We start from the raw sequence: 12,375 nt of genomic DNA, 5'->3' as shown, positions 1-12,375 counted from the left end.
CTCTGGACTCGCTGCCCTTGGACCGCCTCCACCCCATTAAAATTCCGGATTGCGGGACGATACTCAGTACTCCGACTGTAACGTCGGAATATTCAATTGATGATTAATGTGAAGCGTGACCAGTGGACAAATGTGGTACCGGTGGTGTGAGCAGTGGACAACTACGATCCGATCGTATCGTTACAGAGGTATGGTCGTAAATCGGAAACCGCCGATAGGGTGATTCGGCCCTTTAACGTCGCCTCTCGTTCCGCGATGTGGGACGAGCCAAATTCCCGTGGTGGTCTCTTCTTTGACTCAACTCAATTGTCACCGATCGGTCCACTGGGTAGTGAGTGAGGTTGATGATTGGTAGCGGCGGAACGATGTCTCGAAACCGGTTTTGATGCAGGGTGTACGATAACGACAGGCGTGGCGGTTGCTCGACGACAGTTGCGGGTCCGACGGTGCGCCGACCTAACTAGATGATGCCATCTTCGCGAAACGTTTCGATCTCGTCATCATCGTACCCCACCGATTGGAGCACGACCTCCGTGTCTCCACCCAGCGGCGCGATGTACTCGTCACCTTCCCACTCCCATGCGTCGTGTTTTACGGGGTACGATATCGTCGGAAATTTCTCACCGCTAGCCGTTTGGACCTCGAACTGCATGTCCCGGGCCTCGGTGTGTTCTTCCTCCCAGATGGAATACGTGTCGTTAACCTCCGCCGCCGGGACCCCATTCCGCGTTATTCGGTCGACCCATTCTTCGGCCGGTCGCTCTTGGAGCACGGTTTCAAGCGCTATGGTGAGTTCCTCTGAATGTTCGCACCGATCGTCGATCGTATCGAACTCCGGCCGATTGAGCAACTCGTCGCTGTCTAAAACCTCACAAAGGTCGTCCCAGTGTTGTTCTGTTACCGTCGAAATTTGGATATGTCCGTCGCCCGTCTTGAAGATGCCCTCCGGGGCGAAGTACACGTGCGTTCGACCTACTGAGGGGAATGGTTCGTTGGTCGCAAAGGAGTACCCCGCACGGGTACTCAGGAACGAAATGAGGCTGTCGGTCAGCGAAACGTCGATGTAGTCGCCTACCCCTTCGCGGTCGCGGCGTCTGAGACTCGCGAGGATTGCCTGGAGCGCGTACATGGCGCCCGCTAGATCTGAAACAGTGACGCCCATCCGGAGTGGCCGTCCGTCCGTATCACGCGTCACGGAGGCAACCCCCGTATACGCTTGAACCACGAAATCGACGCCGGCCTCGTATTTGCGCGGACCGGTCTGTCCGAATCCACTGACCGAACAGTAGATGATTTCCGGGTTCCGTTCGCGCACGATCTCGTAATCGATTCCTAACTCCGATACCGTCCCTGGGGTGTAGTTCTCGATGACGATGTCAGCTTCATCGACGATAGAAAGCAGTGCCTCTCGTCCCTCGTCCGATTTCAGGTCCAATGTCACGCTTCGCTTTCCACGATTGACGGTCATGTAGTAGAAGCTCTCTCCACCGACTTTCGGTTCGACGTTCCTGGCGATCTCCCCGAACTCAGGACGTTCGATTTTAATCACGTCAGCCCCCATATCGGCAAGATGCATCCCCGCGTGGGGACCTGCAATCATCTGGGTAAGCTCAATGACCGTGATATCGCTTAACGGGGCGGACATCTGCACTCACTTTAGGCAACGGAAACTTGTATCTATCGCTCGGGGAGAAAGTGTCATTCTTAGCGGGAAGGAATCGGCCGTCACGGGCCAATTATAACTGGGCGATACTCGACCACATAGTTAAGGAAATTCACCAGCAAAAAGTATTTCTTGTAAGATATGACCATCTAAAATCACTCTCTCGCGGCGTTGCTGTAGTATGATGACCGCTCCTACCGGTGGATCGAACCGTCATGGATCGGTCGTATGTGGCGATTAGACAATGTTTTCGCCGGCAAAACACCTTCAAACCAGAGTTTCGGCTCGAGCGTACGACCCGCCAGGTCAGGAATACATATGTGGATGTGGTCAATACAATAGTTCATGGATCTTGATAGCGGGCAACAGCCAAACACCGACAAAGGTGGTATGCGTCCCGTTGACGAACTGGTAGAGTGCATCGAAACACTCTCTGTCGACGAACTAACCGAAGATGAGATTCGAACGGTCGAACGCGCGTTTGTCGATACGTGCGGGGTGATACTTTCCGGCATGAGTGAGCCGCCGACGAGGGTCGCGATCGACACGCTCGCCGAACCCGGTTCGGCTCCGCTCTGGGGAGCGGGCCGGAGTGTGGCGACCACGGATGCAGCATTCATACACGGAATCGCGGGTCACTCGCAGGATTACGACGACGTCTCGTGGGGTATCTCCGGTCACCCGAGCGTAACGATGGTTCCAGCGATCCTTGCGCTTGCCGCCGGCAACGAACTTAGCGGAGCGCTCGCGATCGAAGCCTACGTAGCAGGATTCGAGGCACAGTGCTTTCTCGCAGCGGCTATCAACCCGTCCCACTACCGAGGGGGATGGCACGCCACGGGAACATTCGGCACCTTCGGCGCCGCGGCCGCGGGCGCTAAGGTGCTTGACCTCGATGCGGACGCCACGCGACACGCGCTGAACGTTGCCGCGTCGATGGCGGCGGGGGTAAAGCAGAACTTCGGTACGATGGCCAAACCGATGCACGTCGGAAACGCGGCTCGCTCGGGAGTTACAGCCGCCCGTCTGGCCGCGGGCGGATTCACCGCCGCACCCGACGCGATTGATGGTGATCGGGGGTTCCTTGAGCTCTACGCCGGCGAGGATCCGGTCTCCTACGCTGATCTTCCGGATCTAGAGCGACCGAACGCCGTTGCCATACACGATATCAACGTCAAAAAGTATCCCTGTTGTTACTACACCCACACCAGCATTCACGCGACCGAAAACCTGGTGGCGGAACGTGGCATCGACCCTGCCGACGTCGAGTCGGTGCGGGTAACGACTGCTTCCGGAGCGGGCGACGCGTTACACTACCCGAATCCCGATACTGGGCTGGAGGCGAAATTCTCGCTCGAGTACACGGTTGCGAGTGCAGCCGTCCGTCCGCACGTCGGAGTCGAGGCTTTCGAGGACGGCAGCGTTGACGACGCAGCCGTCCAGCGCGTTCGAGAGCTGGTGCAGTGGACGATTGATGACTCCCTCGAGTACAACGATTCGACGGCCAGCGTACGAATAGAAACCGCAGACAGTACGTACGAACGAGTGCAGGAGGTCCCCCCGGGCGATCCCGCGAACCCGCTTTCCGACGACGAGCTCGCCGAGAAGTTCCACCGGTGTGCCGGCCGCGCGTTACCCGAAGCGGTGGTGACCTCGGTTCGCGAACGGCTCGACTCGTTACGCTCGGTGGCTGACGTCGGCGCAATCGTCACGGAGTAGCCGCGAACCGGCGGTCGGCTGTTTCAGTGCTCTCGGTCGCCGATAATGAACTCCGAGGCGTCTCGATCGCCGGCAGCAAATTCTCGCGTACGCTTTTCGATTTCCGCCGACGAGACGTGTCCCCTATCCACGAGCAGGGATTCGGCTGCGTCTACCCAGTAGGCGTAGTACGTCTCTTCGACCTCGGATTCGAGGGCGCCATCGTCCTCGGAAATTCTGTTAACGAGCCGTCGCTGGAATTCGATAAATTCGAACCCCTCTGTCCGCGTGAGCGCGACGACCAGGCTGAACGCGCGGGCCTGCGCAGGGGAGTCGAATGTGACGTCTCTGTCGGAGTCCCCGTTCGGCAGGTCGACCAGCTCCTCGAGCGTCGCGCGCACCGCGTCTTCGTTCACGGGTTACCCCCGAGCCGTTCGACACCTATCATCGCATTCCGCGTCACCAGTGACGCTAACTTTTCCTCGTTGAGCCCCTCGGTTCCCGGCGGACGCTGTGGCAACACCATATATCTCACCTCGGAACTCGAGTCCCACGTCCGCACCTCAATCTCGGGGTTTAATTCGAGCCCGAACTCTGAAAGGACGGCCCGGGGCTCCCGGACAATTCGCGAGCGGTACTGCGGCGATTTGTACCAGGTCGGCGGGAGACCAAGTATCGACCACGGGTAGCACGAACAAAGCGTGCAGACCACCGTGTTGTGAACCGTCGGCGTGTTCTCAACCACTTCGAGATGCTGCTTGCCGATCGCAAAATCGAACTCCGATAGCGCCTCGTTCGCATCGTCAAGCAGGCGCCCCTCGAAGTCGGGATCCGACCAGGCCCGCGCGACGACGCGTGCGCCGTTCATCGGCCCGACTTCCTCTTCGAACAGCCGCAGGACTTCGTCGACTGCCTCGGTACTGATCAGCCCCTTCTCGAGCAGAAGCGACTGTAGCGCTCGCGTTCGAGATTTCAGCTCGTCGGGCGCGTCCTCGGGGTGAGCGTGGTTGTGTTCGTCGCCCGAGTGCCCGTGCTCCTCGTGCGAGTGGACGTGGTCGTGCCCGTCCTCGTTCGAGTGGTCGCGGCTCATCGCTCGTCCTCCGTCGCGGCGCGACCGGCTGTCGTCTCGCTCGCCCGCTTGAGGTGCCGCTCCCAGAGATCGACGTAGATTGCGTCGCCATCGGTGTCGTCGTTCCAGAGGTCGTTCGCGTTGAAGCGAACGGCGTATAGTGGCTCCGCGACCTCCTCACCGTGTGCAGCTTCGTCCGGGACCACGTAGGTTCCGCGCACGTCCTCGATGGTTCCGCGTGCTCGTCGGACGTATCGAGGACAGCGGGTGTGGCCGGCGGGGTGGTCGTTTCTTACGACTACCCTCATGCCCAGATTATACTGGGGTTCGATCGGATCGCGGTCGTAAGCCGCGTCCTGTCGAAATCCGTCGCGAGTCAGTTTGACCAGTTCGCCGTCGCCCGACCTGTCCGTCGCGCGGTCGTCGACGAGATTGATTCCGTCTCCCCGGTTGACCGCGGCTCGCAACTCGTTTTGGTCGATGGTTCCGTTCTCGAGCAGAAGTGTTTCGCTTCCAAGCGCCCACCGCTCGAAATAGCTCACGTTGAGGTAGGTCTCCGGATCGATTCGCTCTATGGCGTGGCGCTTCTCGTCAATGCCGTAGATCGACTGGTACCGGAGGAGTTTCTCGACGGCGAAGACCGCCCGTTCCCAGTCGTCGTGAAAGCTCGCGTCGTCGACGTCGATCTCGCCGAACCCGTGCATTCCACCCATGTCATGGATGCCATTCATGACAGTACATTCGGCCCTCGATACAAAATAGTTTCATCGGTGCGTCTAACGGAGCGAAACCTGGGTGACTAATCGTTCTCAGGTGTGTCCCCATCGGTCGGCGAACCCGACCATGCGCTTTGGGATCCAGTTTCACAACGCATTTGCAACTGCAGGCCATCCGTCGAGGAGTAATTAAATTCGGGCTGTATCTCAATTGCCAGACCAGTGCAGGAGGCTCCCCCGAGAAACTGGCTGAGGGATTGGTGGCCCAGACGGTCGCCGCTCGAGAAGCCGGCGTCGACATGATCACGACCGGGCAACACTACCTCTCGAGTTACGTACAACTCCAGCAACTCCCTCTGCTCGCTCGCCTGACGGCCGAGGCGGGATCGATGAGCGTCGGAACGGGAGTCGTGTTGCTCCCGCTTCACCATCCCGTGGAGATCGCCGAGCAGTTGACCACGCTTGACGCTCTCGCCGAGAACGTGATCGCCGGCGTCGGAATCGGCTATCGGGACGTCGAATTCGAGAGCTTCGGCGTCCCGAAGTCGGAGCGCGTGGACCGCTTCGAAGAGGGAATTACACTACTGAAGCACCTCTGGACCGAGGAGAACGTTGTATTCGATGGCAAGTACTACGCCGTCAATGGGGTCTCAATCACTCCCCGCCCGCGCGAGCGACTGCCGATCTGGATCGCCGCCAATGCTCGACCCGCGGTCCGACGGGCCGCTCGGTCGGGCGACGCCTGGTTCGTCAACCCGCACTCGACAATCGCGGAGATCGAGGAGCTGAAAGTGGAGTACGACGAGATCAGGGAAGGTCAGGGCGCAGACACGGGAGTTCCGATCATTCGCGAAATGTTCGTCGCGGATAGCCACGAGGAGGCGGTGGAAGCGGCTCGCGGGCACCTATTCTCGAAGTACCAGGCATACATCGATTGGGGACAGGACGAGGCGATGGAGGACAAACGCGATCTCCACAAACCGTTCGAACAACTCGCTGAGGACCGGTTTCTGCTCGGAACGCCCGAGGAAGTGTGCGCTGAGATTGAGCGCTACGAGGAGGACCTTGAGGCCGAGTACATAATTCCGCGACTCCATTGGCCGGGGATGGACCACGAGGTGGCGATCGAGTGCATTGAGCGCATCGGCGACGACGTCGTTCCCTACGTTTGAACCGACAGGGCCGGTTTCGAGGCCCGGGTAACGGGGCTGAAAGGCGGTTACACCTCGCCAATTCGATGCGCAGGGCGACTGGCGACGGTTCAGGAGGACACTAATCTATTTCATCCCCGACCGAGACTCCTCCGTATGGTACGGAGATCAACGCTCTACACTCCCGGGGATAAGCCAGATATGATGAAAAAGGCGCTGACGTCCGAAGCTGACGCCGTCGTCTTTGACCTCGAGGACGCCGTCGCCCCGTCGGAAAAATCTCTCGCTCGCGACGTGACCGGCGATATCCTCGCGGAGGTGAGCACGGAGACAGAGGTTGGCGTTCGGATCAACAGGCTCGAAAACGGAGGCGAGACCGACCTGCAGGCTATCGCAGGTGGTGACTCCGAGCCTGACATGATCGCCCTCCCGATGGTTGAGTCAGTCGAAGACACCCTCGAACTTGGCTCCCTACTCGAGACGACCGGCTCAAACGCGTTCGTAACTGCGATCGTAGAAACCGGTCGCGGGCTCGTAAACGCTCCCGAAATCGCGGCCTCCGAGTACGTCGACGTGCTCGGACTTGGCGCCGAGGACCTCGCGGCGCAACTGGGCGCAACGAGGACGCCGGAGGGGGACGAGATCCTCTACGCACGCCAACGGGTTGTCACGGCCGCTGCGTTTGGGGAGGCCCATGCCCTGGATACGGTGTTCACCAATATCAACGATCGAGAGGGGTTCCGGCGGGATGCCGAGCGCGCGGTTCAGTTCGGCTTCGATGGCAAGGTTGCGATTCACCCTTCGCAGGTCGGACCGATCAATCGGGCGTTCACGCCACCCGCCGACCGCATCAAGTGGGCCAAAAAGGTGATCGAAGCTGAACGCGACGCCAGCGAGTTGGGAAAGGGCGCGTTCAAGGTCGACGGGCAAATGATCGATCCACCGCTCGTCAAGCAAGCGCGACGAATCATTTCCCTCGCCGAGGCCGCCGACGAAGTGTAATCGCCCGATCGGTGCTCCGACGATTCGCAGCGTGGCTGCCGGACGGCCCACTAAATATTATATGATCATCATAAAGGTGATACACCTCGGATCAGAATACCATATATGGTGAACGGATTACCGCAGTCGAATACTACCCGAAGCGTGTCCTTCGACGTTCAGTTACCTGCCCAGATCGTTTTTGGCCGTGGCGCGGCGACCAACGCGGGAAACCACGCGGATTCGTTCGGTACCCGTGCACTCGTCCTCACCGAATACTCGCTCGTTCAACTGGGCGTCGTTGATCCGGTGACGACATCCTTGCGCGACGCCGGTCTCGAGGTGGACGTGTTTGACGGCGTTAAGCCCGATCCGACGCTTTCGATCGTCAACGCGGCCGTCGCTGCCGCCCGTGAATCCGGGGCAGACGTGCTCGTCGGAGTCGGCGGTGGCAGTTCGATGGATGTGACGAAAGCCGTAGGGATCCTCCTCGAAAACCCGGAACTCGAGTCTGAACCGTTCGGTCGTGGACATGTCCCTAAGCCGGGTATGCCGACGATTTTGCTTCCCACCACGGCAGGGTCGGGAGCGGAAGTGTCCCCGGCTGTAGTCGTTGTCGACGACCGGAACGGTCACGAAAAGAAGGGAATCATCGATCCAAACGTGTTCGCGAACGTAGCGATCGTCGATCCGTCGCTCAGCGACGACTTGCCGCCCTCGATTACACGGTCGACGGGAATCGATGCATTCGCACACGCCGTTGGATCGGCGATCTCAACCTCATCAAACCCGTTCGCTGACGCGCTGTGTTCCGAAGCCATGGCACTTGTCGAAGCAAATCTCCGGGAGGCTACGTTCAACGGTGCCGACGCGCCTACCGCTCGAGATGGGATGGCGTTAGCAGCGATGATGGCGATGGCCGGCCGCGTCAATGGCGGGAAGGCTGCGATACACGCTATGGCGTACGGAGTGCAATCACTGTACGATATTCCGCACGGTGTAGCGATCGCGGCCGTTATGCCGTCGGTACTCGAGTACAACCTTCCGGCCGCGGTTTCGACGTACGCGGCCCTTGGCTCGCGGCTGTACGGTGCATCGGGTGATCGACGCACTCAGGCGGCGACGTTCCTCGAAGGCGTCCATCGGCTCCGATCCGATGTCGGATTGGACGACGGGCTCCGGGAATACGGCGCTACGGCGGCCGATCTCGACGATCTCGCGTCGATGGCCGTTACCTCGACGCGACATCTCGAAACGAATCCGCGATCGATCTCGGAATCCGACGCGAGGATCATCCTCGAGACAGCGCTGTGAAGCGCTCGATCGTGACTCAAGAACGTCCGTCAGCACAAAACAATTATGCTGGTTTCATCCGATCGTACGCATAATGCTTCACGCTACTGGCGACCTCCTCACGATAGATCTCAGCGAGCGATCGTGGACTACGAGTCGAATCGACGACGTTCTCGAAGCATTCATTGGCGGTCGAGGCGTGGCAACGAAACTCGCATACGATCGAATTCCGGTCGACGCCGATCCGCTCGGCGAACGAAACCGGCTCTACCTGTCATCGGGACCTCTTCAGGTATCCCAAATGAGCTTCACTGGCCGAATGAACGCGACCTCCCTCTCCCCGCTGACCAACGGGATTGTCTCCACAAATGCGGGCGGATACTTGTCGCGGAACTTCGCGGATGCGGGCTACTCGTGTGTTGAACTTGTCGGAGAGAGCGACGAACTACTGGCGATATACGTAACCGACGACGGGGTCGAGTTCGAACCGATTCCCGATCTCGAAGGGGCGACGATTCCGGAAACGTCGATGGTTATGGACGAACGCCACGGATTGGAGAGCGATCATCTAGTGACTATCGGACCGGCAGGTGAGAACGCCGTTCGATACGCCTCACTGATGACGTCCAATTCGCGGGCGTTCGGTCGCGGCGGCCTGGGGGCCGTACTAGGATCGAAGAACGTGAAAACAATCTCATTTGCCGGCGATTCTCGTCCGACGATCCCTTTGCCGGACGAGTCCGCTTCGATGGACATTCACCAGGACGCGGCGACGAAAGACCACATTATGAAACGGCAGGGAACGACCGGTGGGGTGGATTTGAAAAACGACATGTTCTCGCTACCGACGCAGTACTTCGAGCGGATGGACTTCGACGAAGGCGTCGATGGGATCAATGGCTCCGCCGTGGAGTCGAAGAAATACAAACGTGGGACGTGCTCGGTCTGTGCCTTCGCGTGCAAACTTCCGACGAGAGACGAGGAAACAGGCCTTGAGACCGAGGGGCCGGAGTTTGAGACAGTGTTTTCGTTCGGAAGCAACCTGCTCGTCGACGATATCGTCGACGTGATGAAATCGAACGAGTTGTGCGATACACTTGGTCTGGACACGATTAGTGCCGGCGTCTCCATCGGGGCGTATCTGAAGGCAACCGACCGGTTCGGCGACACAGCATTGATCCACGAGCTGATCGAGAAAATCGCTTATCGAAAGGGTGTGGGCAATCAACTCGCCGAGGGTGTCGACAGGAGTCACAAGGACCTGGGTGTGAAGAACTGGACCGTGAAGGGGCTTGAATTCCCCGGCCACGATGGCCGGGTACTTCATGGTCGAGCCCTCGGGTACGCGACGGCAAATCGCGGCGCAGATCACATGTACTCAAAAGTGCACAACCTGGAGTACGAGGGGACGATTCCGGCAGAAGGCCTCGAGGGGAAGGCTCCGCTGCTGGTCGAACTGCAGAACCTGAAAGCCGTCAAGGACTCCGCGATACTGTGTCGATTCGCAAACAGCTACATGTCCGACGAGCGGTTCGAACGCCTGTTCGGAACCGAGTACGACGTCCTACTGGAGGCGGGTGCGAAGATCGTCGACCTCGAGCGCAGGTTCAATAATCGCCGTGGATTTGACCGAGCTGACGACAAACTCCCTTACGAGATCGACGGTCTCGAGGCCGCCCTGGACGAATACTACAGCGAACGGGGTTGGACAAACGACGGAATCGTTCCTGAAGTGAGCGATACGAAGTGAGCGATCAATCGTCTACGGTAATTCATCGAGACGCCGAAACGATAAGATAGTTCCAATGCGGGACGGCCCGATCGTTACAGAAAATCCTATTACGGGCCATTGCATTGACTGCTACCATGTTTACGGTGCTACTACCAATCGACGAGAACGAGGAACTGAGTCATCGGGCTGCCGAATTCGTGACCGACATTCCCAGCACCACTGACGAACTCTCGGTCGTGATACTAAATGTATTCGAGGAGTTCAATGCGGCTGACGGCATGGGGAAGGTGGATTCGACGGACCTGTTCGACGAGGACGATCTGCCGGAGACCGTCGAAGTGCTAGTGGAGTTTCTTCAGGAGCACGGGATCGATACCGTCGGACGATTCGAACACGGAACGCCGGCCGATGTGATCGTGAACGTTGCCGACGAAATAGACGCCAATACGATCGTCATGGGCGGTCGAAGACGAAGTCCGGTCGGGAAAGCGATTTTCGGGAGCGTTTCACAGCAGGTCCTTCTCTCGGCCGACCGACCCGTGACCGTCCTCGTCAAGTGACACAGCGTCATAATCGAGGTCCGGCGATCCACGGACCGTCTCGGGCTCATGGATCGGACACATTGCCTTATGTGGTGGTATCACCGGATTCGACTCCAGTTTCGCCGACGACATCGGCGTCGATTAGGGACTGAATCTCGCCGTCAGAGTATCCAAGCGCCTTTAGGATCTTTCGACTGTGTTCGCCTAGCACTGGTGCGTGATTTTCGAACCCGTTGTCGGCGTTCCGATAGTTGGTGGGATGCTCTATGACCGGTTGCTCGCCGGCCGTCGAGTGTTCCAACTTCGTGATCATCTCGCGAGATAAGACTTGCTTGCTCTTGAGCGCTTCCTCGACGGAGTGTAGTGGACCTACCGGGAGCCCGTGTTCGCCCGCGAGCAGTTCTACCCAGTAATCCACGGAGTGTTCACGGAGCGTTCTTTCCAGTTCCACTTCGAGGTCGTCCGCGTGTTCGTTCCGCTTCGGATTCGAGGTGAAACGCTCGTCGTCGACGAGGTCGGGGCGGCTAAGAGCTTCACACAACTGGTTCCACGTTTGCTGGTTCCCACAAGCTAAGATGATGTAGCCATCTTTCGCCTCGTAGGCTTGATACGGCGTGTACAACGGGTCTCGGCTCCCCATCCGCCTGGTATCTTCGCCGGCAAATGCGTTCCCAGCTTGCTTGGTCAACCACGGTATCACTGAATCGAGCATCGCGAGGTCAATGTACTCGCCGGAGCCAGTTTTGATTCGGCTATTTAACGCGTTCACGATTGCGAAGGCTGCCCACATCGCGGTGATCAGATCGGTTACGGCGAAGCCAACCTTAACCGGTTCTCCATCTTCCTCTCCTGTGACGCTCATCACCCCGGACATCCCCTGAATGAGTAGATCTAAGCCGGCGCGGTTAGAGAGGGGTCCAGTCTGTCCAAACGCGGAGATTGAACAGTAAATGAGGTCTTCGTTCTCCCCTCGCAGGTTATCGTACCCTAGTCCGAGTTGCTCGATCTTTCCCGGTCTGAAGTTCTCGACGAAGACGTCGGCCTCCGCTATTAGTTCCCTCGCTATCGCATTCCCCTCCTCGCTCTTGAGATCAAGCTCAAGACTCTTCTTATCGTAGTTTACCGTCCAGTAGTACGGCGCTTCTCCCTCGACGAAGGGTGGGCCGGAGAACCTGATATCGTCCCCGGCGTTGGGGCGTTCAATCTTGATAACCTCTGCACCCTGGTTTGCCAACATCAACGTTGCGAACCCGCCGGTTACCCACTGTGAAACGTCGACGACGGTGACGCCGTCGAGTGGCTTTCTGCCCATTACGGCGAGGTATGCCCTGCCGTCATATAAATTGCGTGTACAGTAGAGTGCGCCCCAGTCAGCCGAAACCGAGCGAGTAAACGTCAAGATTCTCCACTTCGTCCGCGAGCCCATGGTGACACGTCGTACGGCGATAATTCCGTGTTACGGGACGAAATAATCGTTCTATTTATCAGAAATCACATATATTACTGCCGTATGGCTGTAATTCAGTACCG

The 12,375-nt window shown here is 58.6% G+C and carries 11 protein-coding genes; 6 read left to right on the top strand and 5 right to left on the bottom strand.

The genetic code is table 11. The annotated features are described in order from the left end of the window. Nucleotides 1-460 precede the first annotated feature (460 nt). Nucleotides 461-1,645 (bottom strand): CaiB/BaiF CoA transferase family protein, encoded by a 1,185-nt coding sequence (locus V2L32_RS00570; protein WP_331232401.1) that lies wholly within the window; start codon nt 1,643-1,645, stop codon nt 461-463. Nucleotides 1,646-2,008: 363 nt separating this feature from the next. Between V2L32_RS00570 and V2L32_RS00565 the strand changes: the two genes are divergently transcribed. Beyond that, nucleotides 2,009-3,382 carry an MmgE/PrpD family protein gene (locus V2L32_RS00565; protein ID WP_331232400.1) on the top strand — a complete coding sequence of 458 codons (1,374 nt, stop codon included), beginning with the start codon at nt 2,009-2,011 and terminating at the stop codon, nt 3,380-3,382. 23 nt (nt 3,383-3,405) lie between these two features. On the opposite strand, the gene V2L32_RS00560 is transcribed toward V2L32_RS00565, so the two are convergent. Genes V2L32_RS00560 through nthB form a run of 3 tightly spaced genes read right to left on the bottom strand, consistent with a single transcriptional unit; the run spans nt 3,406 to nt 5,161 of the window. Further along, nucleotides 3,406-3,777 (bottom strand): nitrile hydratase accessory protein, encoded by a 372-nt coding sequence (locus tag V2L32_RS00560; protein ID WP_331232399.1) that lies wholly within the window; start codon nt 3,775-3,777, stop codon nt 3,406-3,408. Continuing rightward, a complete protein-coding gene (nthA, locus tag V2L32_RS00555; RefSeq protein ID WP_331232398.1) occupies nt 3,774-4,451 on the bottom strand; it encodes a nitrile hydratase subunit alpha in 678 nt (225 codons plus the stop codon). Before nthA ends, V2L32_RS00560 begins: the two co-directional genes overlap by 4 nt. Continuing rightward, entirely contained in the window at nt 4,448-5,161 is a 714-nt protein-coding gene (nthB, locus tag V2L32_RS00550) for a nitrile hydratase subunit beta (protein WP_331232397.1), read from the bottom strand. Before nthB ends, nthA begins: the two co-directional genes overlap by 4 nt. 119 nt (nt 5,162-5,280) lie before the next feature. On the opposite strand from nthB, the gene V2L32_RS00545 reads away from it, so the two are divergent. The 5 genes from V2L32_RS00545 to V2L32_RS00525 all read left to right on the top strand — a co-directional run bounded on the left by V2L32_RS00545 (nt 5,281) and on the right by V2L32_RS00525 (nt 10,863). Then, nucleotides 5,281-6,318 carry an LLM class flavin-dependent oxidoreductase gene (locus V2L32_RS00545; RefSeq protein WP_331232396.1) on the top strand — a complete coding sequence of 346 codons (1,038 nt, stop codon included), beginning with the start codon at nt 5,281-5,283 and terminating at the stop codon, nt 6,316-6,318. 135 nt (nt 6,319-6,453) lie between these two features. Then, the gene (locus V2L32_RS00540) at nt 6,454-7,299 is read left to right on the top strand and encodes an HpcH/HpaI aldolase/citrate lyase family protein (RefSeq protein WP_331232395.1); all 846 of its coding nucleotides are present in this window, start codon (nt 6,454-6,456) and stop codon (nt 7,297-7,299) included. A gap of 144 nt (nt 7,300-7,443) precedes the next feature. After that, entirely contained in the window at nt 7,444-8,592 is a 1,149-nt protein-coding gene (locus V2L32_RS00535; protein ID WP_331232393.1) for an iron-containing alcohol dehydrogenase family protein, read from the top strand. A 73-nt stretch (nt 8,593-8,665) separates the two neighbouring features. Continuing rightward, complete coding sequence (locus V2L32_RS00530; protein ID WP_331232392.1) at nt 8,666-10,321, top strand: aldehyde ferredoxin oxidoreductase family protein; 1,656 nt, start codon at nt 8,666-8,668, stop codon at nt 10,319-10,321. 116 nt (nt 10,322-10,437) lie between these two features. Further along, a complete protein-coding gene (locus tag V2L32_RS00525) occupies nt 10,438-10,863 on the top strand; it encodes a universal stress protein (RefSeq protein WP_331232391.1) in 426 nt (141 codons plus the stop codon). Nucleotides 10,864-10,930: 67 nt separating this feature from the next. On the opposite strand, the gene V2L32_RS00520 is transcribed toward V2L32_RS00525, so the two are convergent. Continuing rightward, nucleotides 10,931-12,157 carry a CaiB/BaiF CoA transferase family protein gene (locus V2L32_RS00520; protein ID WP_331232390.1) on the bottom strand — a complete coding sequence of 409 codons (1,227 nt, stop codon included), beginning with the start codon at nt 12,155-12,157 and terminating at the stop codon, nt 10,931-10,933. Nucleotides 12,158-12,375 lie beyond the last annotated feature (218 nt).

It is taken from the genome of Halalkalicoccus sp. CGA53 (assembly GCF_036429475.1).
GTDB lineage: Archaea > Halobacteriota > Halobacteria > Halobacteriales > Halalkalicoccaceae > Natronorarus > Natronorarus salvus.
The sequence above is the reverse complement of the archived record's forward strand: the minus strand, read 5'-3'. Positions and strand labels throughout refer to the sequence as shown.